The sequence below is a fragment of the Enterobacter sp. JBIWA003 genome, from assembly GCF_019968825.1.
Taxonomy (GTDB): Bacteria; Pseudomonadota; Gammaproteobacteria; order Enterobacterales; family Enterobacteriaceae; genus Enterobacter; species Enterobacter quasiroggenkampii.
This window is the reverse complement of sequence record NZ_CP074170.1, coordinates 637,866-664,318: the sequence shown is the minus strand read 5'-3', so window position 1 is coordinate 664,318 and position 26,453 is coordinate 637,866. Positions and strand designations below refer to the sequence as shown.

The window sequence follows — 26,453 nt, the reverse complement described above, 5'->3', positions numbered from 1 at the left end:
GCGAAGCCTGATGGCGCTTCGCTTATCAGGCCTACAAGGGCTGGTCCTGTAGGCCGGGTAAGGCGCAGCCGCCACCCGGCGCTTTCGCAGACGCGTTGCGCTCCGCCAGCAGCCGACAAATCTCCGCGTGCTTCTCCTCGGTAAAGGTAAAGCGCGACATGAAGCCCATGCGGATCAGCGACCCTATCGCCGGCAGCAGGCAAATCCCGAAGAACAGCCCCGACAGCACGCTCTCGCTCTGAATTTGCGCCTGCGGCACGTAGCCGATCATCGTCAGGAACACGCCGATAAGCCCGCCGCCTACCGCTACCGACATCTTGCCGGTAAAGGTCTGGCCGGAGAAGGTGATCGCCGCGCAGCGCTTGTGGGTGTGGTACTCCGCGTACTCGATGGTGTCGGCAATCATCGACGAGGTGAGGATGTTAGTCATCATCACGAACAGCGTGCTCAGGCCGAGCAGAATAAACAGCATCGTCACCTGCTGATAGCCGACAAACCACATCACCACGCGCACCGCCACGTCCAGCCCGCAGAGGATCATAAACAGCTTCCGCTTCTGCATCCGGCGCGTCAGCATCGGGGCGACCAGGCACAGCACCGCCGCGACTATCCCCATCACGCCAATCGCCATCTGCAGGCTGCCGTCGCCCAGGTTGTTGATAAAGAAGTAGATATAGAGCCCGCCCGCCACGTTGTGGAACACGCAGAAGAAGAACGACAGCAGGACGATAAACAGCGGCTTGTTCTGGCGCAGGTTGTGGAAGGTGTCGCGGATGGTCACCTTTTCCGGGCTCGGCGGCACGCGCTCTTTGATCTGCATGAAGCCGTTAAGCATCAACGGCAGGCCCACCAGCATCATGACCAGCGCCGCCATAAAGTAGCCTTTGTCATTGCTGTACTGGGCGAAATAGGCCGCCAGCTTCGGGAAGAAGATGTTGGCGCAGGCAATCCCGGCGTTCACCCCGAGCATCGCCGCCGTCACCGCGCGGGTGCGCTGCCCGGAGTCGTTGGTCATCACCGACGACATCGACCAGAACGGGATATCGGAGATGGCGTACAGCGTCCCCCACAGGATATACGTCACCCCGGCGTAGAGGATTTTGGTGGTCATGTCCGCTTCGATTTTATAGAACGACAGTAGCGTGACGCCGGTGATCAGCAGCGGGGCGATCAGCAAAAAGTGGCGAAACTTGCCGAACCGGCTGTTAAAGGTATCCATAATGCTGGCAAACAGCGGATCGTGAACCGCGTCCCACGCGCGGGCAATCAGGAAGATAGTGCTCGCCGCCAGCGCCGAGATCCCCAGCACGTCGGTGTAAAAATAGTTAATAAACGAACCCACTAAACCAAAGCTAAAACACTGACCTAAACCATAACCAAAATAAGACCACAGCTCGCGAGACGGTATTTTCATTGTCGTTGCCATTGTTATATGCCTGCCTGGTTGCCCGGCGGTGGACCGCCGGGTCGATATTATTAGTCCTGCGCCTGTGGGGCGATCTTGCGCAGCTGCTGCATCAGAGCGATTTCACGGCGCGAGAACGGAATGCCGTTCTCCTCAAACACGTCGTGGAACCAGAGGCGGCAGTAGTCCGTGGACTCCTTCATCACCACCGGCCACGGCAGCCACGTCTGGGTTTTGCCGCGCACCAGCCCCCACTGGTACGGCGCGACCTTCGCCGCGTACATCAGCGGGAGCTGCTCTTCGATGGTGCTGCCCACGTGGCGCGCCAGCCATTCGGTACAGAACAGCGGTCGACCGAGCTGTTGCAGCTGCTGGATAATCGCCGTCATGCGGCCAGTGTGGGTGTAGGCGTGGAAGCTCACCACGTCCGAGAGCGCCAGCGCGGTCTGGTCCAGCGGATGCTGGAAGAACGTCTCGCCCTCCTCTTCCGGCGGCAGGCGCCACGCGCAGACAGTGAGCGGCTGGGTAGGGTCTTCTTCACGCACCCACTGGAATGCGAGCTTCATCAGCGCGTGGGCGCAGGTCTCCAGCTTCGCGTCGTACTGCACCTCCTGCGTGCCCGTCGCGAAAATGCCGCGGTTGCCCGGCTCGTTGTAGAGATCCCACAGCAGCACGCGCTTATCGTCGCGGAACTGGCGGACAACGTCGCGGATATAGCGCTCAATGTCTGCCCAGCAGTCCGGATCGCACACCTTGTCGCGCCCCGGGCTCGCCGCCGCCTGGCTGTTGTGTTTGCCCGGCACCGGCGGCTTTTGCGGGCCGAGGTACGGCTCGTCGCCGGAGAAGCCGCAGTCGTCCATCAGGGTCAACATGGTGCTGAACCCGTGGCCGTCGGCAATCGTTAAAAAGCGGTCGATGCGCGCCATCAGCCCGTCGCGGTCGTGCTCCCAGACGATAAACGGCAGGTTGATGCGCAGGGTGTTGTAGCCCGCCTCCGCCGCCCAGCCCAGCTCGCGGTCAATCGTCCCGGCGTCGAAGGTCTCCGCCTGCCAGATATCGGTCCAGTTCACCGCCGTCGACGGCAGATAGTTAAACCCGCACAGCCAGCCCTTCTGCTGATACCACGCCTGTGCCTGCTCCCTGCTCCACTGCTCTTTCATTACGCGTCCTCTTACTGATAATATTTAGCTAATAAATATTAGCCGCGGGATAAATGCGCAATTTCCCGCACGAAGAAAAGCGATGCCCCTCACAAAGTTCGCGCTTCGATGAATGAGAAACGTGATCGACGGCGCGTAAGCGTGCGGTTAGGGTATGATGCGAATTCGCGAAAGGGAGAGGACGGATGAAGCGAAAAACAAAAGTGACGATGAATGATATTGCGCGGGCGGCAGGGGTGTCGCAGGCGACTGTATCGCTGGTGCTTAACCAGTCCCGTAACATCAAGCTCAGCGACGACACCCGCCAGCGGGTGATTAACGTGGCTACCGAGCTCGGCTACGACCGCCTCCCCGCCGTTCACGCCCCGCGCAACCAGGAAGAGATCGCCCTGCTGGTCAGCTCCATGCAGAGCTTCGACCCGTTTATCGACGCCATCAGCCAGGCGCGGGAAGCGGCGTGGCGCAACGAAACCCTGCTCACCGTCTACGACTACGGCGATGACATCGAGCTGGCGCTGAACATCATCCGCCAGCTGGAGAAGCGCAACTGCATCGGGATTATCCTTGCCTCCCCGATCACCACGCTGGTGGACATGACGGCCTTCCAGGACTGCACCCGCATCCCGCTGGTGCTGCTCAACCAGCGCGACCCCGGCTCGCCGCTGCTGCCGTCGTTTATCCCGGACGATTACGCCAACGCTTTCCAGGTTACCAGACACCTCATCGCCTGCGGGGCCACGCGCATCGCCCACATCACCGGCGAGAGCTGGATGGAGGCCTCGCGCCAGCGTCTGGCGGGCTACCAGGCCGCGCTGCAGCAGGCCGGACTCGCGTGCGACGACGGCCTGGTGCGCCAGACCAACTGGCAGTTCAGCGAGTCCTTTACCGCCACCACCTCCCTGCTGGAACTGGCCGAGCGCCCGGACGCCATCTTCTGCGCCAGCGACTGGCTGGCGATTGGCTGCTATCAGGCGCTGGCGGTGAACGGCGTGCGCATCCCGCAGGACATGCTGCTGGCGGGCTACGACGACCAGAAGATTTCCGAACAGCTCACCCCGCCGCTGACCAGTATTCAGTTGCCCTACAGCGAGCTGGGACGCCTCGCGGTGGAGTACCTGTGTAATCAGGAAGATGCTGCCACGCACGTGACGCTGGCGGGCAGGCTGAAGGTGCGCGCCTCAAGCCCCGTCTGAGGTAAACACCATGCCCGCATAGGGCTTCTCGCGACACGCCGCCAGCCGCGCGGCGAGGCTGCCCACGTGCAGCTCCAGCTTGTGACCGTCCGGATCGAGAAAATAGAACGACGCCCCCTCGCTTTTGTTCTGCTTCCAGACGGTAACGCCCGCCTGCTCAAGCCTTTGCGAGAACGGTTCAAAATCCTCTTCCGCCACGGTAAACGCGTAGTGGGTGTAGTCGCTCTCCTGCGGCGGCACATACTGGCGCGCCTCGTCGTACGACAGACAGACCCACAGGTCGCCGCAGGTGAGATAGGCCCCGGTATTCCAGCGGGCGTGCAGCGCCAGCCCCAGCAGCTCGTGCCAGAAGGTGACGCTTTTTTGCAGGTCGCTGACCGCGAGGGTCAGGTGGTTGAGTGATTGCAGCATGACATGCCCTTTTGTTTTTCGCGCCGGACGTGATACGGTAAAAGCATGAACATAAACCACGCCGTCCTCACCGTAAACCGCTGGTGGCTGCCTTCTTAAAGGCGGCACGGAGTAGTTTTCCCCATTTTCAGATAGCCGCCGAAAGGCGGCTTTCACTTTTCTAAGACCCCTTTCGGCAACTGCCCATTAAGGAGTCTTTATGAACGCACCAACTATCCTCACCGGCGACCGCCCAACCGGCCCGCTGCACCTCGGCCACTTCGTCGGTTCGCTGCGCCAGCGCGTGGCGCTGCAACAAACGCACAACCAGTTTGTGCTGATTGCCGACCTGCAGGGGCTGACCGACAACGGCAGCAACCCGCAGAAGATCCGCGATAACATCCCGGAAGTGCTGGCCGACTACCTCGCCGCCGGCATCGACCCGAACCTGACCACGATCTGCCTGCAGTCCGCCCTGCCCGCCCTCGCCGAGCTGACGATGCTGTATATGAACATCGTCACCGTCGCCCGCGTGGAGCGTAACCCGACTGTGAAAAACGAGATTGCGCAGAAGGGGTTCGCCCGCTCGCTGCCGGTCGGGTTTATGGCCTACCCCATCAGCCAGGCGGCGGACATCACCGCGTTCAAGGCCGAGTGCGTGCCCGTCGGCGACGACCAGCTGCCGATGATTGAGCAGACCAACGAGATTGTGCACAAGATGAACAGCCTGCTGCCCGCCCCGGTGCTGCGCCACTGCAAGGCGATGCTGAGCGACACCAGCCGCCTGCCCGGCATCGACGGCAGCGCCAAGATGTCGAAATCGCTGGGCAACACGCTGCACCTTTCGGCCAGCGAAGAGACGATTCACCGTGCGGTCAGCGCCATGTACACCGACCCGAACCACCTGAAGGTGAGCGACCCGGGGCAGATTGAGGGGAACGTGGTGTTTACGTACCTCGACGCGTTTCATCCGGACAAGGAGAAAGTGGCGGCGATGAAGGCACATTATCAGGCGGGCGGGCTGGGGGACCGGGTTTGCAAGAACGAGCTTGAAGCGTGCCTGCAGGAGTTGATTGCGCCGATGCGGGAGCGGAGGGCGATATACATGCAGGATAAGGGGGAACTGATGGCGATGCTGAAGCGCGGGACAGAGCGGGCGCAGGGGGTGACGCAGGAGACGTTGAGGGAGGTGAAGGTGGGGCTGGGAGTGCCGGTGTTTTGATGAGGTGAGTTGATTGAGGTTGGGCGGCGGAGTGTGGGATTGGCATGACGCCGCTTAATTGTTTTAGAAAGCGGCTATGAAATATTTCATCCCTGCTTCAGGTTGCATATCTTTCTGATGATGCTCATCAGTAATACGGTAACGACGACCATCATCCCCCCCAACACCCACAGGAATGATGGGTCTGCTTCACCATCAGCAAACCCCAGACCGGTACGATTTAAAAACTCATTGCTGACTTGAGATAAGTAATCGAGCAAACCTCCCAGAGGAAACAGGACGATAAAGAAGGAAGCAATGAGGCACGCCAGGCCAATCAGGATATTATTTTTTAACTTTGCATGAAGCATAATCAGCCCTTCCTGTCACATCAATACGTCCATATGCCATCAACCCTTTACCACCAGGAACACGAACCTTCTTACGTGCAAGCAAAGATTGTCTGACCAGTTGAAAATCAGGGATATTATAGAACGTTATGCATCCCCACGACTCTCCTTCACCATTCGGTCTCAATGGATGAAGTCGAAATGAGCCTCTGTCGACCCCATTTACAAATACGTTATCAGCCATGGTCGATGCATTAAACAAGCCGAACCATTCAGAATGATCGGTCCCGTTCTTGAAGTCTTTTACAAACCGCTCAACCCGATTAGCAATACTGCCTTCCGGCGCATCAACGATCCAGTACGTACCCACAGGTAATGCTGCATTCCTGATAAAGGCGCACTCTGCAATATTGGTTACGGGTTCTATCCCTGAAAAAACGGGAAACGTCCCAACGCCATAAACGTGTAGTTTCAGCCTTCTTCCATCGGCTGAGACATCGTTGTAATCCATCCTACAAATCTGCATAGCAATCCTCCCTGTCGCTTTGCGGAGAATTTTACAACCGATTTATAGAATGCACCAGCGGAGTTAGATAATTCATGTAAAAAACAAAAAATACGGACATGTGTATTCACGTCCGTATTAACTCATCCTTTTACAGGATTAATGAAAGGAGATTTTAGATATTATTCTGCCCGACCATTTCCGCGCTTCACAATAGGTATATCTCCCGTATCATTCAACGCCCCCGGAAACGTTTTTAACCACTGCGCGACTTTCTGCTTATTGATATTCACCACGCTCATACCTTCCAGACATCCCCATAATTCTCTTGTATGCTGTGGAGTAATCACAATGCAGTCTTTCATGGCGCGGATTTTCACCGGCATACCGTTGATAAAGCCTGCACGGTTTAACCAGTCTCCGCCCAGCAGAAGATATTTCATGTCTATGCGCGCATACAGTTCGCAGCAGGCGGCACTGTCCTGCGGTGTCTCCGCTCGCGGATGGACGGGCGCCGCGTTGGGCGGGTTGCCGTGAAGTCGGCGGGCGCTTTTTTTGCGGACCAGCTCGCGGTTTTCAATCATGCCGGTGAAAGCGTCTGATTCTGTTTTGCAAACAGTAAACTCTGGCTTAAAATTCGTCGCAGCCATTTTCAACTCCTCGATAGTTGGTTGTGGTTAGCGGTATGGGGGTGTTGCAGCACCTTCATATCGCGAATTCTTCGTTAAATATTCCTTGATACTTCCTTTCGCCGTTTGGCGTAATTTCTGGTGCTCATTATACAGGGCTGAATATAAATACAGCGGTTTGGTGTGGGGTAAATTTGGAATTTGCGAGGGGGATTCAGGAAATAACGTAGTGTGCGGTAAGGTCATGTTTTTTGTTGATTGTGGGTTGCCTGTCCTGAGTTTTGCGAGCATCATCGCAATTATTTACCTTCTTCCGTAACGCGATGGCTTCCAGCAAAACTCTTGAACAGGCAATTGCCGACATCACTATCTGGCGCAAAGGCGAACAGCGTGCGCCGCATAAGCCTTTATTGCTTCTGTACGTGCTGGCGAACTATCAGCAGGGGCATGCGCGACTGTTTGATTATGGAACCGAAGTCCACGAACAGTTGCTTAGCCTGTTAGAACGCTTTGGCCCACAGCGGAAGGCGCATTACCCAAATATGCCCTTCTGGCGGCTCAAGAGGGACGGGTTTTGGGATCTTCAGAATACTGAATTCTGTTCAACTACTGGCAGTAAACAACCGCCCGTTAAAGAACTTGTGGAACATAACGTCGCAGGCGGGTTTGATGAAGAACACTTTTCTCTGCTGAGTAAGAACAAAAACCTGATCGGCTCGCTGGCGCAGCAGATCCTTGAAGCGCATTTTCCTGAAAGCATTCAGGAAGAGATCGCGGATGAGATGGGTTTTGATATCCAGCAGATTCGTAAGGTTCGCGATCCGCTATTCCGCCAGCAGGTACTGCGTGCTTACAACTACGAGTGTGCCATCTGCGGATTTAACATGCGGCATGATAACGCCTCCGTTGGACTTGAAGCCGCGCATATCAAGTGGAAGCAGTTTGGTGGACCGTGTGAGGTCCCGAACGGACTGGCGCTGTGTGCGATTCATCATAAGGCGTTTGATAAGGGATCGATTGGGCTGGATGACAGTATGCGGGTACTGGTGTCTGAGGCGGTGAATGGCAATGGGATCGTTGGGCGGTTGTTCTGGGATTTTGCCGGGAAGCAGATTGCACTACCAGTGATAAAAGAAAATTATCCATGCGAATGTTTTATTGGTTGGCATCGAAATGAAGTTTATAAAAAATAATATTAAAAAAGAGCCCCTAAAAGTAATCAGGGCTCTACAATTGATGCTGTCAGCTTAAGCTAAAATACATTTATACCCAAATTTTTCATTCATAAACTCCTTATAACCAGACACATCATAGCCACAACTCTTTAATAGTTCCATCATTTCATTTGCATATTTTTCAAGCTCATCAGGCTTATCATCTAAATATGTATCCACGTCGAGAGTGTTACTAAGTTTTTCGATTGCTGAAGAGGCTAAACTTCTATAATCGATATCAATATTCTTGCTATCTCTGACAGGCACAACTCCTATGCAGTCTGGGAAAAACTCTTCCGGTTTTTCGAAAGAAAAAACAAAAGAATGCATGTCTGAGTCTCTATTGAAAAGATCAACTGAATATTTAAAGCTACTTTTTAGCTCTATTTTGTTTTTAAATGCTATCGCTGCTTTAAGAACCCACAGAACTAAACAAATTTGCAAAATTTGATTGACCAAAATTTTATTATCAGAACTATTTAAATTCTCTATTGTGCGCATGCACTCATAGGCTTCATTAAAGCAAGATTTAATTTTGTCCGTTAACTCTCCCCCATGTATAATCTCATCAATTACAACTTGAAATTTATCCATGATTTCTTTATTTGCACTATCTTTATTTAATCTTGTTGTAATACAGAGCAACCATGGAACACCGACAGCTTTTTGCATTTGATATAAAAGCAAATAATGAAGCGAGGGAAGCGTTTTATCAGTCAAGACATTATTACAGAAATCTAAATTTATAAAATGATAAGTCCCGAAATTCTTAATTCTAGCCCATGCTGCAGAGTTATTATTATTTAAATCCTCAAAATTAAAATTATCTAAGCGGGACTGATCAGATATATCATCCATATCTAGGAGTTTGGTGAATTCACCTTGTGCCTTATTAAAATCTTCAACATTATCTATTAAACCGTGAAAACCTAATTTTTTCCCCTTATAATCTGAAACACGACTCAACCCTTTATGAATATAATTTATATCAAGAAGATCGCCGCCAGGCAAACCGAAATAATTTATTGTATCAACATGTCGAAATTGACTACGCCTAATCAGGCGAATCAAATGGCTAACCCACTGCTTATCGCGAATATATTGTTTACGTGGCTTATGCCAAGGCATAAATTCATTTTTAGTGAACTGCGAAACCTTGCCCGCAACGTCATCAACAGTAAATAATGAATCGTCAGTATCGAAAAGCCCCATATTATATCTCCACGCTCAGCACTTCGATTAAATCCAAAACTAGACGTTCCTGTTTCTCTATCGTTAGATTTTCCAATAAATTATATGACTCTAGAATTTGTAAAATTGCTTGAGATCTAGAAATAAGATTTTTTTGCTTATTTTTTTGTCTTTTTATTGGATTTAATACCTTATCTAACTTGGACTTAGTGACAATAAAGCTATCGTATACTTCATCCAAAGATTTTATTACGCCATCATCATCTTTATTATTATCTCCACTATACGACTCATCCACTTTTTTTGTTTTATCATCGACAAGAACTAGATTAGATCTTTCAAGTGGATCCTTGAGATTGCTTTTATAGGAACGCTCAACTATTTCATTTAAAGAGGTTGTAAAAGCATCCTCGCTGTCGGTATTGATACTAGACTGAACATCTTTTTTTATTTGCTTATATTTATTTACAACCTGCCTTATAGCGCTATGTAACCATCTCATAACTATCTGATAATGAGGATGAGCAATATTGAAAGATTCCCTATCAATATTCAAAGCCGAATCTAGACCTTTGCTAACAAATATCTCAGCAGTAAGTTGACTTTTTATTGTATGTTCTGCAACCTGATGCTTCATAAAAGTCTCATCAAATAAAATACCTGATGCATCATGTATTCTAATTAATGACCCATTATGATCTTTTGGGCTTACCTTTGGCGTCCAAAATACGTATGCTTCAAATTCTAAATCCTCTCCCGAATCCGTAACATCAACTCCATTAAGATTTGGTTTATATTTCCCGACAAACATGATCGGCTTTTTAACCATGGCTTTGGATAACGGAAGGTCCGTATATTTAATCGGTCTGAATAGTTTTATCCCATCAACATATACATTAAAATCATATTTTCTTTTGTGCGCTTTAAAACCCAAAGCATCACCAATTGAAACATCATCTTCTAATTGATTATAGATGTCATCAGCTTGGCCTTTATTTTTATTGCTTAATGCATAAATATCGGGAATCTCACTTTTAACAAGTTCAAAAGGATGTTTCTCAATATATTGCAATGGAATTGAAAGACCTAGTGTCCAAATCATATTTAGATAATTATCTAATATTAGATTCAATTTTGGACTTACGGCATTTTTTGTTTTACTTAAAATAGCTTCATATAAATTTAAAAATTTTTCATCGGGATTGGTATGTTCGTCCCAAGGTAGTAAGGGCTTTCGATCTGAGTTGCTAGTATAAGTAGCCGTGCCATCATTGTCATTAGAAAGATAGCCAACATGAAAATCAGGCAATATTGCTTTTGATGAGTCAAGGGAGTCATTTTGCTGATCATCTGGAATGGTTTCATTTTCGATTTGCCCCCATACATCAACACTTCTTAATTGATCTTGAGCGCTTTTTTTTATGTTGTGAAGTAATATATCTGTACCGTGAGCATCTATATTAGTAGTTTTTTCTATCCAAATATCCACATTCCCTGTTTGGAAACTTTTACCCCTCTCTCCTTCTGATTTTTTTTGACTAGGTATTTCATCAGAGTAATTAAATAGTTGAACCTTAGCTCTAAGATAAAAGTCATTTCCTTTTTGCTTAGTAATAATTTCAAAATCTCGGGTTAGTTGGGCAACACTGAAAAGACCAATACCAATTTTTCCAATTAACTTTCTCTTTTTAATTGCGCTTAATGATGTATCATTATCATCTGTAACTTTAAGAGATATACCTCTTTCAGTTCTTTTAGCACTTCCGCCAATATGTCTCAACATATTAACTAATGTATTAACAGACATTCCACTTCCATCATCTCTGATAGTCATAGAATTAAATCGAGGCACATCAGTTTCTACATAAACATTTTCTGCATCTGCATCATAAGCATTGGAAATCAATTCTCTTATTGCCGAACCTGGAAGCCTATATATTCCATCAGTTACTCTTGCCAGAACTTTATCATCAGTCTCCAGCTTAGTAGACTGATGTTTTCCTTTAGTAATATTTTCTATGAGCTCCTGCTCAATTATATAATCACTACTCATTATATTTATTCCTTAATAATAGAATCTATTTTTTTTATTAAAAAACCGAGAGCTTCCCCAAGCAAAGGAGGTACAGCATTCCCAACCTGAGTATATCGAGGACACTCTTGGGTTCTTCGTGAACCGCCTGTTGTGTACTTTCCTAAAATATCGAAATCATCAGGAAATGACTGTATTCTTGCCATTTCTCTGACTGTTAGGATTCTTGGCTCACTATAATGCAAAAGGTCATCAGGTAATGTAGTTAATGTTTTTGAAGGTTCATTTGCATTAAGAACTGTAATAGCTTGTTTTTTAGTTCCGATTTGTAACCGCATATTATCATTCAAACTTACGCCCGGCTTACAAATACTCTGAATTAATTTGAATTTCTCGATAGTTTGAGTTTTATGTCTTGCAAGTCGAAGGCTATTTGGGATCTTTTTGTTATCGTTTTTTCTAATGTGTTTTAAATAAGAGTTTTGCAAAGCAGGAACTGAATAATTAATTTTTTTAAAGCCTTTTTCTAAAGTTCCTGAATGAAATACGACGTCATTTTTGCTTATCAAAAGATCATCAATAGCATCACTAACTTTAATTGATTCTAACGGTAATTTATTTTTTATTAAAAAATCCATGCGCAAATTTGACAATATATCAAAGGGATTTATCACATTTCCTTTAAGGAGGGATTTTTTTATTCCAACCATAATAAATCTCGTCCGATTTTGGGGAACTCCAAATTTTGAGCTGCACACAAAATCAGAATATATCTCATACCCTAACTTCTGAAGTTTTCTTTTAACTAACATAGAATAAGGTTGTTTTGCTTTTTCTCCATCATTTGACTTAAACGATGAGCTAAAACCTCTAACATTTTCCAATAGAATATATTTTGGTTCAATTATCCTTACCATTTTAATATATTCATGCGAAAGTTTATTACGAGGGTCTTCAATATTTCTACGACCAGCTAAAGAAAAGCCTTGGCATGGCGGTCCACCTGCAATTAAATCAATTTTACCTTTTAGATGAGAAAGTTCTTGAGGGTATTTAGATAAAATATCCTGAATTGTAGTTGCTTCTTTTGGTAACCACTCAGGCCATTTAAAATGAGAACGTTCATTTTCTATAAGATTATGTGAGAAAGTCTTAAATGCCATATCATCCTTTTCAACTGCAAAGAGCCCTTCCCAGCCGGCTTGCCCTAAGCCCAAGGAAAGTCCACCACAACCTGAGAAAAGATCAATGTATAATTTTTTGTTGTTTTGTAGATTACATAGCATTTACAATCATTCTCTCACTATCGATTTTAATATAGAACATGAACCTAACCACTCAAAACATAACCAACTGATTTTAATGAGATTTTAAATTATATTAATGTTCTGCAGTTTAGATATGTATTAATTATATATAATTAGATGCAATTTTCAGCATTTAATGCTGGTAGGTAGTCTGCACAACCAAAGAAGCATGCATCCACAATAATTTACCTTCAAAATTAAAAGGCTTTAAAGGATATAACGTCTTGATATCAATCATATACTAGATAAGGGATGCATCAAATAAAAAAAGCCGCCTTAAGGCAGCTTCTCTTGTTCAACATCACATTTTTTGGTGCGAAGGCCGCACCGCGATTTACGCCATAACCATTTGAAATAAATGAATTTATAAAAATAAGAGATCACGGCGTATACTCACATGTATACTCAACGCGATTCCCTGTGAATACAGCTAGCTAAAAACTATTCTTCATCTTCTTCCACAGGCTCCAGCGCGTCAAGTACGACTCGCACCATGGCAATAGAACCAATACGGATAAAAGCATCTTCTCCATCTTCGTCGGTTAACATATAACGATCTGTGGTTTCAGGCTCGCAGTCCAGTTTTTCAAAGAACGCATTCAACTGACCGATATCATCCGCCTCTTCGTTTTGCGGCGCATCAGGCTCAACGCTCAGCGGAATCACTGGGCCACCGTTCACCAAGGTGATACGGACATTAAAATAATCGTCTTCGTAATCATCATCTTCTTCAGCAATGATTGGCGGTAGACCATCAGACAAGAACTGGTGAAATACTACTTCGCGCATATTTAACGCATAGCGATACTGGTCCGAGTCAAAGACAAAGAACCGCTCTATATTCGGGCTAGCTGTTTCCTGAAAATAATAATAAAACCTCCGCTTATCCGCAGCTGAAATGGGCAACAACAAATACTCCTGCTGTCCCTGAAGCCAAAGCTTTACGGTCCAGAGACCACTGTCCATTTCAATGCCGCTTGTGGCTATCGCTTCAAGATCTTCATCGGTTTTACGACGCTTCTTGCGGAAGTCGTTTATCAACCGATCGCTTTCCGGGAACACGACATTTAGAGGCTTATCCAGGGCATTGCATATTGCCTGTGCAAGACCCAGCTTTGCAGCAACCTTCCCGGTTTCGATACGCTGAATTTGCTGCTGGCTGGTGCCAACCATAAACGCCAGCTCGCGTTGGGTGATCGACAGTTGAGTACGAAGCTGTTTGATGTTGTTCTGTAACATGGCATCCATCCTTCAGACAGGGGAAGAAAATGCCATCAAAACACATTTAAGAGTAAAAAACACAAAAATGAGTTTCAATTTGACGGGTAATCACTAATGAACAGATGTCATTGTCACGAAGTTCTTAGTGAACCGCATCATCATCGAGTAACACTTTTCGGACTTCCAAAGGTTCATACCGAGTCAGCTGTACATCGGTGACCGGATACGTGGTCAATCAGGCGAACTAAAACATTATCGGCGTGTTGGTGATTGTACTGAAGGGCGAAACGGTAGGTATCTAGTTAAGGCTTCATTATTAATGTGATTATTGTTGGCGTAACCTCTGACTGGTTATGTATCATGTTTTTCGGTGCAATGAGCGCTACAGATTATGAAAATAGGGAGAAGGGAAAAATGAGGTATTATGATTCTGGACTGCGCCAGCGCGAGAATACTCTCGCTTATTGGCTGGAAACAGCGATAAGTGGGCCTGTAGCTGAGCTTCGTTTTCAGACGGTTTTTTTTTCACTGGACGGTCTAGGATTACTTCTTCCTGCCCTCACTCATTGCAAAGTTAACAATCTTCCAACAAATATTCTCCTTGGCTCGAATGATTCAAGCACCCTTAAAAGTGATGTTGAAAGATTAATTGAAATCATGGGCATACCACGAGGTGGAGCTCAGTTGGGAATTGTCAGTTTCAAAGGGGGCTACTTTCACCCTAAAACTTATCATATTCGCCGAGAGGATGGTTCACAGGCCGCCTTTGTGGGATCAGCAAACCTTACTGCATCAGGTCTTGCTCTGCATGTTGAGGCAGGGATTTCTCTTGATACAAACGAAGGAGATGATCCCCAAATTCTAGACCAAATTGCTACCGCGATTGATCGCTGGTTTGTTCAAGAAACAGATGGTCTTACTATAGTATCAGATGTTTCGGTTCTAAACAGTTTAGTTGAAAATGATGTCCTTGCACTTGCACCGCCACCTCGAACCCTTGCCCAAGGAAGTGCTGATATACACCAATCCAATGTTAAGAAACGCCTACGCCCCATAATTGAGATCCCGAAAGTTGCTGGTTCAGTAACAACAGGCGAGGATAAAGTAACCAACTCTAATACGCCTTCAATTATTACTCAGTCCCGTCAGGATGCAACGTTATCGACAGGGCCATTATTTACGCAGCGTGAAGGATTTCCTCCATATATTCTATTTGCAACAGACGCTACTCAGGCTACTACTGACTATGGAGCCATAACCGGAATACCACTACCAAAGGGGGCCACAGGGCTTATTATTCAATTAAATCGCGACAGCGCGCGTCATTTTGCTGGCGGGACAGGAACAGCAAATATAAGCATACCCGTTGTATCTGTCCAGACTTTAAAATTTGGCCCTTTTGGTAAACATAATAGACCTCGTGCTCAATTTAACCTTAGGTTACGTTATTTAAGCGACAATATTACCATTGATGGCGGAACTGTTAGTACGAACGTTATGGGGTATGGGTTTACGCCAAGCGAAACAGGTCATAGTGATATTCGTATGCTTGTGCCTGCTTCAGTAAATACCTTAAGCAGTTTGATAATTGCTGAGGGGCTGAATGTACCTGTGGATGGCGATATGGCACTTCTAGAATGGCCGACCTCGACAGAGCCTTCTTTTCGTCTCAGTTTCCTTGATAACAATTCAGGGATTTCACAACAGGCAGCCGCCTTGTTCAGGGACGCGGCGGAACAGGGCGAGCTTGCCGGGAATGGAGCCTGCTGGCTACCTCCAGACTACTCGCCAGCATGGTGAGAAAGTCAGTAACAACGTGTGAGCTGAGTCTAGTTACTAGCTGCTGCTTTAAGGACTATAAGTGCTTCTGTTGTGGTTGCATTGTTTTGATGTAAACCGTAGCGCTTGTAGGTTTGAAGTGGTATGGTTTCCACATGCTGCCATCCACGTGATACTGCAAGATTTGCCAGATGTTGTGGGGTATTAATGTCAAAACGTGTACCACCAAGCACTGTATGATTACCACCAACGATAAGACCAAAAGGTGCATCTTCTTTTACAACACCTCTGACAGAGGCAAATACATCCGACATGGCTGAAAAGTATCGATAAAGCAGACGGGGAACCGCTTGTCTTCTAAAACCATCAGTTTCAGATAAGGCTTGCTGTAATTGAAGGCAAAAATGGGCTTCCGTTTCCGGCAGTCCATCTTCATTCTTTTCCAGATGTGCCAGCAGGTTCTTTTTTCCCGCTCCGCGAATCTCACGACTACCAACAAGCTCGGCTTCTAATAACTTCACCTCTGAAGGCGTTAATAATCCAAGCCATACAAGACTAAGCCTTTGAGTATCAATATAAGGCAAAGCTGTTGCATATGGCGGACTGGTTAGAGCTAAGTCAAAAGTATTGGCACCAAGGCCATCATGCCCCATTGCATTTTTGCAGTCGATATTGATTGCCCTTTGCTTTATTTCAACAACTCCCACATTACGTTGAAAATCTGACAGTTTTTTGCAAAACGCCTCTAGAGCCTCCCTGTAAGCTTGAAAAAAACTCTTTTCAGGAAAAGGAGACTTTCTACGTCTGATGCGCAAATCATGAGGTTCCTGTAATGAATAATCACGCAGTAGGTTTGATGCAATTACCAGCATGATATTAGTACTGGCACTACCTGACTGTTTAATGGCTATTCTCAGCTTTTCAATTTGCTGTAAATAATCCATAGGGAACCACGACTGCAAGTAAATATCTCGTTCATCACCAACAAAATGGATGCAAGAATATTTTTCTGCATCAATGAGGCATGATATTCCATCCCTAAGAAGCCTCTCAGCAGGGATTTGCAGGGAACGTAATTTGGCATTAGCAATAAATACTGCCAATGGGTTAATATCTGTCCCAATAGCATCAATACCCAGATGGGCACATTCTACTAAAGAAGTTCCACTTCCACAAAAAGGATCAAGTACAGTTTGTCCAGGTTTTGCTGCAAAGATGTTCAATATTGCTTTTGCAACTTGAGGATTAAACTTGCCTTTGTACTCATGCAATCCATGTGCTGAGTAGCGGGTAGCCTGTCGACTCGTATTGCTGCCATTCACTTGTTCCAGAATACGTTGCATCGTATTTACTGGTGGTAATCCAAGTTCATTAGTATAACCTGCAAAATAGACTAGTCGTTGAGCCATTTCAGGTGCTACAGGATGCTTTACATTTACCCCTTTTTCACTAACCTCGATTAAATCAGGTGTCAGAAGACTCTGTATCTCACGCAGTGCGAGATCTTTTTCATATGGGTAGTATTTATAGTTGTGCCATGTTAATTGCATATCTAAATTATCTTTTCTGAAACACAAGTACGGTTTCCGTCTTTATGTTTGCATGTGAGAGATTGAAAGATTTTCTGTTTGCGTTTATAACGCGATCAAAACGAGATACACGCTCCAACCCTATTTCAGAAGCAACCAGATCAATGATGTCCCCATTATTGATAATCTTTCCGTGAATCTTTGACCGCCCCACTACGAAGCAGACAAAACCCTTTTCGACTAATACATTATCAATGAGAGAAAATACCCCTCGCATTTGATCAATAAACAGCTCTGCAGTGTGATGATTTTTTTTGAAAAAGTGTGCGCGTGCTCCGATCTCCTTTTCCTTCACTGAAAGGGGATCAAAGCCAAGCCACCACATCCGATATTTATGATAAAGCCAGTATTCATAGGCATTAGGATAAGGAGGAGAGGTAACGACCAACCCAATCGGGATATTGATATCTTCTGGCTGAACCTCAAGCGTATTTGCTTCTATAATTTGTGCTGTAGGTAAATCTTCTTTTCGCGTCGTCAACGCCTTCATAATTTTTACTGCTGAGGCACGGAATAATTTAAAAACATCCTCATAAGAAATATTTTTATCGATAGCAGCGTACCGGGTATCGCTATCTTGATTTGAAACACGAACCAGTATTCCTGAAAGTGCCAAACGAAGCTGATCCAGCCAAGGAAGATAAACCTCGTCCGCAATCGTTGCAGCGAGAGCTCCGACGGCTAACTGGATATCTGCTTTAAACCAGTGGTCCACGTTTGGTATGTCGGGCGTTGCCAGCGAGGTAATATTGCCTGAACGTCTGATAACGTCTTCAACAGCATCAATAAAGCCATCCGATAAAGGACTGGTTTTGACCCGAGATATCAGGCAGGCAATTGGATTGAGATCGATACCAACAGAAGGGATACCTGCCTGTTGAGCTTCAACTAGTGTTGTTCCTGAGCCTGAAAATGGATCAAGTACGCCGGTTCCCGCTGGAAGAGGTAGAGCGTTCATGAGTGCGCGGGGAATGTCACCAATAAATTTTGCGGGATATGGGTGAATCGTTTCGATTGTGGGAGTTTTTCCTCGATCCTGGAACCCCCAATCCACCTCAGCAAGTTTTTGCTGAATAGCATTGCTTCCGGTCTCAAGCTCTTGTGCTGCAACACGTGTTGAACGTTCTAAAATGGATCCCATTACTTTCTCATTTTTCAAGTTACAAAGTTTTTATTCTTGATTGATAAACTTAAATTTTATCAATTTTCTCCAAAAGTGTGGGAGGTTTATAATTGCCTTCCAGATACTGCTCTGCATTTCTCAGGAACCATTCTTTAAGTGATATGCCTTCGCTTGCCAATGCAGAGTAAAGTCTGCGCTTTACCTCTGGTTTTACTTCTATAACAATACGACCGCTGTTACCTATGCTCATGTAATAACCCGCGATAATTTATGTGACATATGTGACATTACATATGTACTTATCCTACGCCAGACAACCAGATTCGTACAGTTTTTTCTTGACTAGCATCGCTTTCTCTACAGGTTGCACCAGCCGGTAGTCGAACGCATGGCCCTGCCGCATCACCCAATGACTCGCTATGTCGTCGCCAATTTCTGAAGTGGGCCGGGAAACGTCATTGAGCTGATAATCAACTTCTCAATCTGTTTCAGCTCAGCATCATGTCCTGTAACGATACTCTCAGCACTGGTCGAGCAAATCAGCTCATTATGATCGGTTAAAACTTCAGCTTCTGTTTGCATATTTTTCGTCCGTCGCGCTCGCCGGGAATGGCAGGCGCATTATGCATTGAGTTAATAAGGAAGAAAGGTCGGGAATAGAAAACAGGAAAGCTGCTCGCAGAATTCAGAGCGACGGGGTGTTATGACGATATCGCAACAGACCGGTTGCCTGCCGCGCCCGCAAAATATCCACTGCGCCCAGATAAGGTGACTGCTCCTGACAATTAACCCCCCTGCGATCAATACGCACCAGTTCGTACTTTTCCACTAGAAAGTTAACGGCATCAGCCAGTGTGATACCGGCGTTGATATGTTCCTGAATAACGGTTTCATCGCTGAACAGCGTGTCATTCAGGGTAAGGCCATAATGTTGTTCCAGCAGGCGGGTAAGCAGCATCTGCCAGACCGTCACGGGAGACGGGCACGGCTTAGTCGCCCGCTGAGTTGTTACAGGTAAGGTTTTCATTTTTTTATCGCGAGTGAAAAAGGTTTAACGTTGAGTGGGATAAATAACGATGTAGACGTACCCACAACTGCCGAGAGTATCGGCTTCACAGGTGAAAGCATTGTGGTACAAAGTAACGCAGTGGGCATGACGAGCTTTTAGTTCACCAGTGTTCAGCGACAATTCAATCTGGCGGATAAAATGCGGAAATGCTTCTTCCAGCTTCAGACATTCAGCATCACCAAATATACCGGTGATACTGGCCCGGTCAGCCATGTAGTGCAGTCGGTTGCCCTCCTGCACCAGACGAGCGCCAAAACACGGGATGGCTGCAGGCTTAAGTCCCCACCAGGGGTCAGCGATATCATGGACGAATGGGAGTGTTTTATTCGACAATTTTACCTCCTTAAATTTGAGTTAATTGAGCGTAACGCTGCGTACGGTCCTGGCGTCGCTCAGCGAAGACCGCGAGCACACCGCTGATATCCTGCACCTCCCGACCGGCATAATGGCAGATGCTGCCGGACCAGTGATACCGCCCGGAACAGAAGCGAAACAACCGGGACTGCGGATGCTGCCGGTATATCGCCATAGCCTGACGTTTGCTGATAATTTTCATCGTTGCCTTCTCCTTTGCTTTACAGCCAGCCACGTTCCGAAAACGAAACGATATCCATCCCGCCGACCACCAGGTGGTCCAGCAGACGAATATCAACCAGTTCAAGTGTCTGCTTCAGACGTCCGGTAATCAACCTGTCGGCGTGACTGGGCTCAGCCTCTCCCGACGGGTGGTTATGGGCCAGTATCGCAGCCGCAGCATTATGCTTCAGGCCCACTTTAACAACCTCACGCGGGTGTACGGTGATGTTGTTGATTGTTCCGAGGAACAGCGTGTCGTGGGCTATCAGGCGATGCTGATTGTCGAGCCAGAGAACCGCGAGTGCTTCTCTTTCCAGTGTGGCAAGCTGCAGGCGAAGCCAGTCGCGCACGGCATGGATGGAGGTAAATGCCGCACCGGGTTCGCGTAACTGTCGCTCCAGCAGGGATAACGCTTCCTGGATGGTGTGTTGTGCGGTCAGCGGTAATTCACGGGCAAACAGCGGTAACTGATGTTCCATAGCAGCTGACCTCAGTCGATGATATGCATGATGGCGTTGGATTCCGCATGGTTAAGCGCGTAATCGCGCAGGCGGTAATAGTGCTCCGTCATGGCGTCGCATTCGGTGCGCATGGCGTGGTGGCTGTAAGTCATCAGGCAGACCGCGATCCCGGCAGCCTCGGCGCTGAGCTCACCGCCGTTACCGTTCAGGGGGTTGAACAGCGACCAGAGTTTATCGCTCTCCGCTTCCGGGGCCATAAACGCGCCGCCGTTGCTGAGCGTGTAAAACTGCCAGATACCGCCGTGGTAGTCTGTGCAGAAGCGGTCCATCCACGCGAAGACTGTCGGTTCGAGGATTATCCACTGCGGGATGCTGCCGAAGTGCCCTGGCCAGAAGCTGATGCGCTGCTCGTCCTGTACGAGTGTGGCGGTCAGCGCTGGCGAAGAACTGGCAGGTTGTGGCGGTAACGGGAGGGTATCGTTAAGGTTAATAATATCGGTCATGCTGGTTTTTCCTTGTTTATTTATCGGGTTGGAGATGTTGGTTCAGCCGGAGTGACGGGCAGGACTGCGCATAGCCGTCCTCATCACAGAGAGAGGGCCAGTGGCCCTCCGGGAGGATTAAGCGGCACAGGCTGAGTTCACCGGGACGATAAAGAAGGTGTGAGCACCAGGCGCACAGGTCGTCATCGGAGATGGAGCGGCTGCAGGGATTGTTCTCCAGGGCGGTCGGATAAAAGGTTGCCTGGTGGGCGTTATCAGGTAGCGGTGGCATCAGCTCAGCGCCTGCTGAAGTTCTTCCGCCATCACCCAGAGGGCGCGGTTGAGCTTAACGTCGCCGTCTATGCCTTTAACCGCGCGAGTATGGCTGCGTTTGCCTTTGGCGGTACGTCCTGGCAGACCCCCTTTCAGCAGGTTCTCCTGGCAACGATTGAACACTGACCACAGGTCGTCCTGACGGTCTTCATAACGGCGGGGCGTCAGTATCTGGGATGCCGTCACCGGCTGGTGCTCTTCCCCGAAGCGATACGTCAGCGCGGCTCTGGCAAAAGCCTGCTGTGCCGGTGGGGGAAGTAGCAGTGACTGCATGACATCCCGTTTTTCTTCAACCCGGTCAAATATCCCCAGCACCTCATAAGCCCCTTCAATGACTTTCTCCACCACATTACCCTTATGCGGCACGCGCACCTCCCCAAAGGTTTCGCCACAGACAAGCCCGTTCTGGCAGACAAAGCGAAACAACCCCGGCAGCATCTGGTATGAGCTGGAGCCGTCGTGACTGTTAAGTAGAATGATTTCGGGTACCTGTTTACCGGTAATCTGGCCTTCACGCCTGAGGCGCAGCATGTGCTTTGTGTGGTCGCGTTTTTTCAGGTCGCGCACGCGTGTCTGGCAGGCAAAGAACGGCTGGAAGCCTTCCCGCTGCAGGTTATCCAGCAGGGTGATGGTCGGGATGTACGTGTAACGCTCGCTGCGGGATTCATGTTTTTCTTCGCTGAAAACGCTGGGAACGACCTGGATCAGTTCTTCACGGGTTAACGGACGGTCACGGCGTATCTGGTTAATCCGGCCAAAGCGGCTGGCTAAACGCATGGGTAACTCCTTTGATTACATAAATGAAAAGGCCATACCTCCCGAAGGAAGTACGGCCTTTTAGTGAACAAAAATAACGGGGTTAATGTCTGTGGGAATACGGTCAGTACCAGGGATGCCAGACGAGCAGGCTGTATCCCAGAACAAGGATCAGGACATAAACAATGCAGGATGTCAGACAGATAACGCCTGCTATCATGTCAGTATCCTTACTGATGGTCGGCCAGACGCGCGAGGGAGGCAATACGGGTTTCACCCTGTGCCAGGCTGCAGTTATTGGCCCTGGCGGATACCAGTGCGCCAGCGAGCGCCGGGGCCAGTTTTGAAGCCGGATATTGCCAGCTCCATGCCAGTGGACCGTGATCGGATATGCCGTCATTTTCATAGAAATGGAACACAAAGCTTCCCTTTTTATAATCCAGCATGCGTGACGCTGCACGTGTAAAATCCGGTGAGACCTGGCTGTCAAACAGTGTCACTGGCTGTTCAGCATGAGCCGTCATCTGATGCTCCCCCTCCGGGTAATACTGGATGGTCATACCTGTTGCGCCTGATGCCTTGCCACCGGTGATATCTTTCAGCCAGTAGAGAATGTTCAGGCGCTTTTCCGGACCGTTACAGGTAAGAATAAACTTCTGCGTTTCCTTACCTTTTGTGGCGCTAATGATAAAATCATCCACGCCATCCATGATGTGGTCATGCATGACCTGTACATTTCCTGCCACCTCGCCTGTGATGAGAACGGGTTTAATGTCATATGCAGCAGCGCGGCTCACCTGAGTCCATAACACCGCGACGACAATCAGCAGCCGGGCGATAACGTTTACCGTTTTCATTTTTTCACTCTCTCGCTTCGGGTAAAACGACATAAATATCCCGGCCCCTGACCTCAATGGTCACGGGCTCCTTTACACCGGTATTCAGCAATGCCTGTGCCCGCCAGAAACGACCACTCACTTCTTCCTGCATGTCTGTCACGCGGATACAGCGCTCATCACTCCCCTCTTTATGCAGGATTTTTGTCACGACGGCACAGGCATTCTGCGCCAGATTTTCATCACCCGAGGTTTTCTTAAACTGATATATCGCCACGAATGACAACACTGTACAAAGCAACCAGACCTGCAGAAGCCGCCACGGTTTGCCCTGCATCTGGTCGCGCTGGCGAAGGTAGACAAAATTCAGAGGAAACCACAGCCATGAAGGTGGGGTGATGCCCTGCTTCATCAGGTTTGTCCGGTCCAGTAGCACCCAGACCAGGGCAACGACCATATAAATGACAAGTGCGATAGCCTGCGGAAAATTCAGGACCAGGACAATCCAGAGCGCCGGGAGCACAACCGCCAGACACCAGGCAAAGAGGTCCTGACGTAATAATGGGTATGATTTCATCGCTGACTCTCCTGATTGATATGAATGCCAGAAGAGACGAACATAGAGACACACATAAGAATATTCCTTTATAAACAGTGGATTAAATGTGATGAATAACAGTGGATAACTTAACATTCCGCACAGATCGTACTGGCTAATCAGAAGGTGGGATAATGGTTAATTCAGATCGATACGCGCAAACCGATCGTTAATATCTATCAATTATGGCGATCAATAAGGATTAATTGATAGCTATAGACTATTTAATTTCACTATTTCGATCGTCGAAACAGATCGAAAAGGTGCAGAGAAAAGACACGATAAAATCAGAACAGGAGATGCCAGACGGCACGGGCAACAGTCAATAACCGGTGGCGGAGCTGGTGAAGATAGCGAACCAGCATCCCGGAAGTCTTCAGGGCGTTCACTGCCTCATCAAATATCTCCCCGGTCACGCGGACAAATCCCTCACGCGCGGTCTCCCTGACCGTGTCGGTCCGTAGTTCGGGGTGCAGATGTCGGGAAACAGCGCTGCCGCTGTGTACCGGTAACGCCAGTATCAGGGCCTCCACCCAGCGATGAAGGTTGTAGTGCTCTGCAGCAGAGACGGCAATGACCGGGTGGGCGGTGGCAAAAAGGGTTTCAGCCAGTCGTGTTTTGGTCTGCAGGTTCTGTTGCTGCTGCGGTGAAGGCCGGTGATTCTGCCCATCCCATTCCCGGCAGGGCTCCATTTTGTCCGCCTGACTGAGTACAAACATAAAGCGCTCCGGTACTGCCCCGCTGCGGAGTAACTCTCGGTAACAGCGTATATCCTCGTTCCAGGCCCGCTCATCGGCTTTGAGTACCCAGACAATGAGGTCCAGTCTGCCGGACCACGCCTGATAGATACGCCGGTAAACACTGTCCAGCTCCGGGGTTTCGCCCGTGCCCGGAAAATCTACCAGGGTCAGGGTATGTGTGCCGTGAGTGACCCGATAGCGCTGAACGGTGCGGGTGCAGCCGCTGATGGCATCAACCCTGGCGGGAGGTGGACTGAACAGTGTATTGCAGAGGCTGGATTTTCCTGCACCACTTTTTCCCATCAGTCCGATACGGGGTTCATAACTTATGATACTGCCGAGTTGACGGTATATCTTTTCTGTCACATCACCAGGCAACCGCGAAAGGAGCTGCTGTAGTGGCATTATTTTAGAGGATTCATTGTTCATATTTCACCTGTGATAAAAAATATTTTTCAATATCACAGGAGTAATATAGGTCTGAAAAAATTTACAACTCAATCACCTGTGTTAAGGTTTCATCAGATGCCTTTTCTTCTGGCTTTCATTCATGGTTTTAAACTTCAGACGTTCTTTGCTAAAAGAAATATCAACACCTTTGATCACCACAGATCCAGGTGACTTCTCCCCAGGAAAGTTTTTTTGTAAAGTTAACACCGGTATAAAAAATGCTCCGGTTGTATCCGTCCGGCGTGATTCAGCGATCTTACAGAGGCCTCTGGGTATTCTTCTTTCTGCTTTAGCTACAGCTTCGTATTTTATATAGCGTACGTTTTCAAAATCCAGCACCCCGCCATATTTGTCCCATTCATTCCTGCTGACAGTAATCATCCTGCACGTTGCAGTAAACGTTCCGGAGTACAAACCTGGGACAGTACTGATATTACAGTAATAACACACCACATATGTCTTCAGCACAATCCGAAACGACTTGTCGTTAACTTCGTGACCATGATTGCTAAAATGATTAGCAACGTGTTCAAGAATTTTATCGTCAATTGTTTCCATCAAAGTTTTATGGTTTTGCCGTATCAGAGAACTTTCTCCTTTATGAGGGTGATATACATCAGACAGCCCGAAAAACTCAACCGAACCATTCACACTGAATTCCTTTGAATTAACATATTCGGGAAAAAGCTGAACCGGAACGGGTTTATCTTTGATGTCATTATTAGCCATCAGACTTTCTCTCTCTTTTGTGACCAGAGAGTAAAGATAATGAGACACACTTTTTTTTCCATTCGACTTCACCGCTTTGTCATGAAGAAACGCTTCAGTCTCCTCATCAGAATAGTACATCGTTGCTTTGTATTTATACGCCATACATCCCCCCAGGCTGTTCCTGATCTCTCTGCATTTACCTGCTGGTTTACCTTCCTGCTCCGGAAGTTCACCCGTCACTATCGCACAACTAATTTACCCTAGTTTGAAAATAATTAAAAAAATAAAAGTACCCTAAATTTAATAAATTAAGGGTGTTTATTACATATATTGAAATGAAAAAGTGACCTATGAAAGTAGGTTACTTTTAGTTTTAATATTTAAATTCATGGCATTAACTAAAATGCAGTCGTTTCAGAAATCTACCAGGTATCCTCTACTCAGAAGGTACTTTTTACCTTGAGGATCTCACGGAACCGGAAGTGAGTTAAAAATTACTGAGACAACAATCTTCTCAGACGCTGCCCGCCATACCCAATGGACCGCTATGGCATGACATCCGCTCCGGGTCAAAGAAGTAACGTTTTTGAATCTCTTACGCGACGGAGGAAAGTGGGTACCAGCCTGCTTCATTAATTTTTTACACGGCCTTCCATCCCCTGAGGAAGGCTGCAACACAACACAGAGAACCAGTCGTTCCTCCTTTTCACATTCAACGTAAAGGAGATATCCCCATGAATACATCACCTGCTCTGCTGAACGACCAGCTTGTCGATATGGCATTCATCACTACCTATACTGAAATGACGGACAAATGGTTCTACAAACTCATCAGTGAAGGACTCTTCCCTAAGCCAATCAAACTGGGTCGCAGCTCGCGCTGGCTAAAGAGTGAAGTGGAAGCCTGGGTGCAGCAGCGCATAGCAGACTCCCGGGGTAACTGAGCATGGCTGTAAAAGAGTGGAAGCAAGGCTTAGCGCCTGGTGGCCTGGCAGAAGCAAAAATAGATAAAAGAAATGTTGTCCATGAGCACTTCCGAATGTCCTGATTATCTCATTTTTATTTATATTCTGAATTGCTAACCCTGGAGTAAATTCTGAGCGCCAAAAATATAAAACCCCGCATATGGAAAGACTTTGGTATATATCAGCC

The 26,453-nt window shown here is 47.6% G+C and carries 29 protein-coding genes and 1 pseudogene; 5 read left to right on the top strand and 25 right to left on the bottom strand.

Features of this window, described 5'->3' with window-relative positions:
* Positions 1–31 precede the first annotated feature (31 nt).
* Together KGP25_RS03195 and KGP25_RS03190 are read right to left on the bottom strand one after the other, a co-directional pair.
* Complete coding sequence (locus KGP25_RS03195) at positions 32–1,426, bottom strand: MFS transporter (RefSeq protein WP_223539963.1); 1,395 nt, start codon at positions 1,424–1,426, stop codon at positions 32–34.
* Positions 1,427–1,476: 50 nt separating this feature from the next.
* The gene (locus KGP25_RS03190; RefSeq protein WP_223539962.1) at positions 1,477–2,565 is read right to left on the bottom strand and encodes a cellulase family glycosylhydrolase; all 1,089 of its coding nucleotides are present in this window, start codon (positions 2,563–2,565) and stop codon (positions 1,477–1,479) included.
* Positions 2,566–2,750: 185 nt separating this feature from the next.
* On the opposite strand from KGP25_RS03190, the gene KGP25_RS03185 reads away from it, so the two are divergent.
* Positions 2,751–3,758, top strand: a complete 1,008-nt coding sequence (locus KGP25_RS03185) for a LacI family DNA-binding transcriptional regulator (protein ID WP_223539961.1) — start codon at positions 2,751–2,753, stop codon at positions 3,756–3,758.
* On the opposite strand, the gene fosA is transcribed toward KGP25_RS03185, so the two are convergent.
* On the bottom strand, positions 3,744–4,169 hold the full coding sequence (gene fosA / locus KGP25_RS03180; protein ID WP_040020209.1) for a FosA/FosA2 family fosfomycin resistance glutathione transferase: 426 nt from the start codon (positions 4,167–4,169) through the stop codon (positions 3,744–3,746). The two genes, KGP25_RS03185 and fosA, sit on opposite strands and share 15 nt — an antisense overlap.
* Before the next feature lie 199 nt (positions 4,170–4,368).
* Here fosA and trpS point away from each other — a divergent pair, with 199 nt between their 5' ends.
* Positions 4,369–5,370 carry a tryptophan--tRNA ligase gene (gene trpS, locus KGP25_RS03175; protein WP_223539960.1) on the top strand — a complete coding sequence of 334 codons (1,002 nt, stop codon included), beginning with the start codon at positions 4,369–4,371 and terminating at the stop codon, positions 5,368–5,370.
* An 86-nt stretch (positions 5,371–5,456) separates the two neighbouring features.
* Here the strand turns inward: trpS and KGP25_RS03170 are convergent, their stop codons facing one another.
* The 3 genes from KGP25_RS03170 to KGP25_RS03160 all read right to left on the bottom strand — a co-directional run bounded on the left by KGP25_RS03170 (position 5,457) and on the right by KGP25_RS03160 (position 6,854).
* Positions 5,457–5,720 (bottom strand): hypothetical protein, encoded by a 264-nt coding sequence (locus tag KGP25_RS03170; protein WP_032649983.1) that lies wholly within the window; start codon positions 5,718–5,720, stop codon positions 5,457–5,459.
* Complete coding sequence (locus KGP25_RS03165) at positions 5,695–6,225, bottom strand: DUF2778 domain-containing protein (RefSeq protein WP_223539959.1); 531 nt, start codon at positions 6,223–6,225, stop codon at positions 5,695–5,697. Before KGP25_RS03165 ends, KGP25_RS03170 begins: the two co-directional genes overlap by 26 nt.
* 161 nt (positions 6,226–6,386) lie before the next feature.
* On the bottom strand, positions 6,387–6,854 hold the full coding sequence (locus tag KGP25_RS03160; RefSeq protein ID WP_223540534.1) for a SymE family type I addiction module toxin: 468 nt from the start codon (positions 6,852–6,854) through the stop codon (positions 6,387–6,389).
* Between the two features lie 302 nt (positions 6,855–7,156).
* On the opposite strand from KGP25_RS03160, the gene KGP25_RS03155 reads away from it, so the two are divergent.
* The gene (locus tag KGP25_RS03155; protein WP_223539958.1) at positions 7,157–8,026 is read left to right on the top strand and encodes a phosphorothioated DNA-binding restriction endonuclease; all 870 of its coding nucleotides are present in this window, start codon (positions 7,157–7,159) and stop codon (positions 8,024–8,026) included.
* Positions 8,027–8,080: 54 nt separating this feature from the next.
* On the opposite strand, the gene KGP25_RS03150 is transcribed toward KGP25_RS03155, so the two are convergent.
* From KGP25_RS03150 to KGP25_RS03135, 4 genes are all read right to left on the bottom strand, one after another.
* Positions 8,081–9,259 carry a hypothetical protein gene (locus tag KGP25_RS03150; RefSeq protein WP_047056614.1) on the bottom strand — a complete coding sequence of 393 codons (1,179 nt, stop codon included), beginning with the start codon at positions 9,257–9,259 and terminating at the stop codon, positions 8,081–8,083.
* Position 9,260: 1 nt separating this feature from the next.
* Complete coding sequence (locus KGP25_RS03145; RefSeq protein WP_223539957.1) at positions 9,261–11,291, bottom strand: ATP-binding protein; 2,031 nt, start codon at positions 11,289–11,291, stop codon at positions 9,261–9,263.
* A gap of 5 nt (positions 11,292–11,296) precedes the next feature.
* Positions 11,297–12,556 (bottom strand): DNA cytosine methyltransferase, encoded by a 1,260-nt coding sequence (locus tag KGP25_RS03140; protein WP_072056829.1) that lies wholly within the window; start codon positions 12,554–12,556, stop codon positions 11,297–11,299.
* A 462-nt stretch (positions 12,557–13,018) separates the two neighbouring features.
* The gene (locus KGP25_RS03135) at positions 13,019–13,816 is read right to left on the bottom strand and encodes a helix-turn-helix transcriptional regulator (protein ID WP_223539956.1); all 798 of its coding nucleotides are present in this window, start codon (positions 13,814–13,816) and stop codon (positions 13,019–13,021) included.
* 342 nt (positions 13,817–14,158) lie between these two features.
* Between KGP25_RS03135 and KGP25_RS03130 the strand changes: the two genes are divergently transcribed.
* The gene (locus KGP25_RS03130) at positions 14,159–15,598 is read left to right on the top strand and encodes a phospholipase D-like domain-containing protein (RefSeq protein WP_223539955.1); all 1,440 of its coding nucleotides are present in this window, start codon (positions 14,159–14,161) and stop codon (positions 15,596–15,598) included.
* 29 nt (positions 15,599–15,627) lie between these two features.
* On the opposite strand, the gene KGP25_RS03125 is transcribed toward KGP25_RS03130, so the two are convergent.
* From KGP25_RS03125 to KGP25_RS03055, 15 genes and pseudogenes are all read right to left on the bottom strand, one after another.
* A complete protein-coding gene (locus KGP25_RS03125) occupies positions 15,628–17,127 on the bottom strand; it encodes a DNA methyltransferase (RefSeq protein ID WP_223539954.1) in 1,500 nt (499 codons plus the stop codon).
* A gap of 7 nt (positions 17,128–17,134) precedes the next feature.
* The gene (locus KGP25_RS03120; RefSeq protein ID WP_223539953.1) at positions 17,135–18,307 is read right to left on the bottom strand and encodes a DNA methyltransferase; all 1,173 of its coding nucleotides are present in this window, start codon (positions 18,305–18,307) and stop codon (positions 17,135–17,137) included.
* A gap of 49 nt (positions 18,308–18,356) precedes the next feature.
* Positions 18,357–18,539, bottom strand: a complete 183-nt coding sequence (locus KGP25_RS03115) for a hypothetical protein (protein WP_105576963.1) — start codon at positions 18,537–18,539, stop codon at positions 18,357–18,359.
* Between the two features lie 90 nt (positions 18,540–18,629).
* Positions 18,630–18,871: pseudogene (locus KGP25_RS03110) on the bottom strand (restriction endonuclease subunit M); the annotation flags it as partial.
* A gap of 103 nt (positions 18,872–18,974) precedes the next feature.
* Positions 18,975–19,316, bottom strand: coding sequence for a TA system toxin CbtA family protein (locus tag KGP25_RS03105; RefSeq protein ID WP_223539952.1), 342 nt, complete (start codon positions 19,314–19,316; stop codon positions 18,975–18,977).
* A gap of 24 nt (positions 19,317–19,340) precedes the next feature.
* Positions 19,341–19,658, bottom strand: coding sequence for a type IV toxin-antitoxin system YeeU family antitoxin (locus KGP25_RS03100; protein WP_223540533.1), 318 nt, complete (start codon positions 19,656–19,658; stop codon positions 19,341–19,343).
* A 43-nt stretch (positions 19,659–19,701) separates the two neighbouring features.
* The gene (locus tag KGP25_RS03095) at positions 19,702–19,914 is read right to left on the bottom strand and encodes a DUF987 family protein (protein ID WP_223539951.1); all 213 of its coding nucleotides are present in this window, start codon (positions 19,912–19,914) and stop codon (positions 19,702–19,704) included.
* A 19-nt stretch (positions 19,915–19,933) separates the two neighbouring features.
* Positions 19,934–20,413: a DNA repair protein RadC gene (gene radC, locus KGP25_RS03090; protein ID WP_223539950.1), complete on the bottom strand. Its 480-nt coding sequence runs from the start codon at positions 20,411–20,413 to the stop codon at positions 19,934–19,936.
* 11 nt (positions 20,414–20,424) lie between these two features.
* Positions 20,425–20,898 carry an antirestriction protein gene (locus tag KGP25_RS03085; protein ID WP_223539949.1) on the bottom strand — a complete coding sequence of 158 codons (474 nt, stop codon included), beginning with the start codon at positions 20,896–20,898 and terminating at the stop codon, positions 20,425–20,427.
* Between the two features lie 16 nt (positions 20,899–20,914).
* Positions 20,915–21,169, bottom strand: a complete 255-nt coding sequence (locus tag KGP25_RS03080) for a hypothetical protein (RefSeq protein WP_223539948.1) — start codon at positions 21,167–21,169, stop codon at positions 20,915–20,917.
* Positions 21,169–21,987 carry a DUF932 domain-containing protein gene (locus KGP25_RS03075; RefSeq protein WP_223539947.1) on the bottom strand — a complete coding sequence of 273 codons (819 nt, stop codon included), beginning with the start codon at positions 21,985–21,987 and terminating at the stop codon, positions 21,169–21,171. The genes KGP25_RS03080 and KGP25_RS03075 overlap by 1 nt, the downstream gene beginning before the upstream one ends.
* Before the next feature lie 209 nt (positions 21,988–22,196).
* Entirely contained in the window at positions 22,197–22,823 is a 627-nt protein-coding gene (locus KGP25_RS03070) for a hypothetical protein (RefSeq protein ID WP_223539946.1), read from the bottom strand.
* Between the two features lie 4 nt (positions 22,824–22,827).
* Positions 22,828–23,379 carry a hypothetical protein gene (locus KGP25_RS03065; protein WP_223539945.1) on the bottom strand — a complete coding sequence of 184 codons (552 nt, stop codon included), beginning with the start codon at positions 23,377–23,379 and terminating at the stop codon, positions 22,828–22,830.
* A 308-nt stretch (positions 23,380–23,687) separates the two neighbouring features.
* Positions 23,688–24,443, bottom strand: coding sequence for a GTPase (locus KGP25_RS03060; RefSeq protein ID WP_223539944.1), 756 nt, complete (start codon positions 24,441–24,443; stop codon positions 23,688–23,690).
* 207 nt (positions 24,444–24,650) lie between these two features.
* Entirely contained in the window at positions 24,651–25,463 is an 813-nt protein-coding gene (locus KGP25_RS03055; RefSeq protein ID WP_223539943.1) for a hypothetical protein, read from the bottom strand.
* A 572-nt stretch (positions 25,464–26,035) separates the two neighbouring features.
* Between KGP25_RS03055 and KGP25_RS03050 the strand changes: the two genes are divergently transcribed.
* A complete protein-coding gene (locus tag KGP25_RS03050; RefSeq protein ID WP_050863320.1) occupies positions 26,036–26,245 on the top strand; it encodes an AlpA family transcriptional regulator in 210 nt (69 codons plus the stop codon).
* Positions 26,246–26,453 lie beyond the last annotated feature (208 nt).

Bases quoted from the DNA above. Each gene is read 5' to 3' on its own strand.
- KGP25_RS03195 (WP_223539963.1), bottom strand. From the start codon at position 1,426: ATGGCAACGACAATGAAAATACCGTCTCGCGAGCTGTGGTCTTATTTT.
- KGP25_RS03190 (WP_223539962.1), bottom strand. From the start codon at position 2,565: ATGAAAGAGCAGTGGAGCAGGGAGCAGGCACAGGCGTGGTATCAGCAG.
- KGP25_RS03185 (WP_223539961.1), top strand. From the start codon at position 2,751: ATGAAGCGAAAAACAAAAGTGACGATGAATGATATTGCGCGGGCGGCA.
- fosA (WP_040020209.1), bottom strand. From the start codon at position 4,169: ATGCTGCAATCACTCAACCACCTGACCCTCGCGGTCAGCGACCTGCAA.
- trpS (WP_223539960.1), top strand. From the start codon at position 4,369: ATGAACGCACCAACTATCCTCACCGGCGACCGCCCAACCGGCCCGCTG.
- KGP25_RS03170 (WP_032649983.1), bottom strand. From the start codon at position 5,720: ATGCTTCATGCAAAGTTAAAAAATAATATCCTGATTGGCCTGGCGTGC.
- KGP25_RS03165 (WP_223539959.1), bottom strand. From the start codon at position 6,225: ATGCAGATTTGTAGGATGGATTACAACGATGTCTCAGCCGATGGAAGA.
- KGP25_RS03160 (WP_223540534.1), bottom strand. From the start codon at position 6,854: ATGGCTGCGACGAATTTTAAGCCAGAGTTTACTGTTTGCAAAACAGAA.
- KGP25_RS03155 (WP_223539958.1), top strand. From the start codon at position 7,157: ATGGCTTCCAGCAAAACTCTTGAACAGGCAATTGCCGACATCACTATC.
- KGP25_RS03150 (WP_047056614.1), bottom strand. From the start codon at position 9,259: ATGGGGCTTTTCGATACTGACGATTCATTATTTACTGTTGATGACGTT.
- KGP25_RS03145 (WP_223539957.1), bottom strand. From the start codon at position 11,291: ATGAGTAGTGATTATATAATTGAGCAGGAGCTCATAGAAAATATTACT.
- KGP25_RS03140 (WP_072056829.1), bottom strand. From the start codon at position 12,556: ATGCTATGTAATCTACAAAACAACAAAAAATTATACATTGATCTTTTC.
- KGP25_RS03135 (WP_223539956.1), bottom strand. From the start codon at position 13,816: ATGTTACAGAACAACATCAAACAGCTTCGTACTCAACTGTCGATCACC.
- KGP25_RS03130 (WP_223539955.1), top strand. From the start codon at position 14,159: ATGTTTTTCGGTGCAATGAGCGCTACAGATTATGAAAATAGGGAGAAG.
- KGP25_RS03125 (WP_223539954.1), bottom strand. From the start codon at position 17,127: ATGCAATTAACATGGCACAACTATAAATACTACCCATATGAAAAAGAT.
- KGP25_RS03120 (WP_223539953.1), bottom strand. From the start codon at position 18,307: ATGGGATCCATTTTAGAACGTTCAACACGTGTTGCAGCACAAGAGCTT.
- KGP25_RS03115 (WP_105576963.1), bottom strand. From the start codon at position 18,539: ATGAGCATAGGTAACAGCGGTCGTATTGTTATAGAAGTAAAACCAGAG.
- KGP25_RS03105 (WP_223539952.1), bottom strand. From the start codon at position 19,316: ATGAAAACCTTACCTGTAACAACTCAGCGGGCGACTAAGCCGTGCCCG.
- KGP25_RS03095 (WP_223539951.1), bottom strand. From the start codon at position 19,914: ATGAAAATTATCAGCAAACGTCAGGCTATGGCGATATACCGGCAGCAT.
- radC (WP_223539950.1), bottom strand. From the start codon at position 20,413: ATGGAACATCAGTTACCGCTGTTTGCCCGTGAATTACCGCTGACCGCA.
- KGP25_RS03085 (WP_223539949.1), bottom strand. From the start codon at position 20,898: ATGACCGATATTATTAACCTTAACGATACCCTCCCGTTACCGCCACAA.
- KGP25_RS03080 (WP_223539948.1), bottom strand. From the start codon at position 21,169: ATGCCACCGCTACCTGATAACGCCCACCAGGCAACCTTTTATCCGACC.
- KGP25_RS03075 (WP_223539947.1), bottom strand. From the start codon at position 21,987: ATGCGTTTAGCCAGCCGCTTTGGCCGGATTAACCAGATACGCCGTGAC.
- KGP25_RS03070 (WP_223539946.1), bottom strand. From the start codon at position 22,823: ATGAAAACGGTAAACGTTATCGCCCGGCTGCTGATTGTCGTCGCGGTG.
- KGP25_RS03065 (WP_223539945.1), bottom strand. From the start codon at position 23,379: ATGAAATCATACCCATTATTACGTCAGGACCTCTTTGCCTGGTGTCTG.
- KGP25_RS03060 (WP_223539944.1), bottom strand. From the start codon at position 24,443: ATGGGAAAAAGTGGTGCAGGAAAATCCAGCCTCTGCAATACACTGTTC.
- KGP25_RS03055 (WP_223539943.1), bottom strand. From the start codon at position 25,463: ATGGCGTATAAATACAAAGCAACGATGTACTATTCTGATGAGGAGACT.
- KGP25_RS03050 (WP_050863320.1), top strand. From the start codon at position 26,036: ATGAATACATCACCTGCTCTGCTGAACGACCAGCTTGTCGATATGGCA.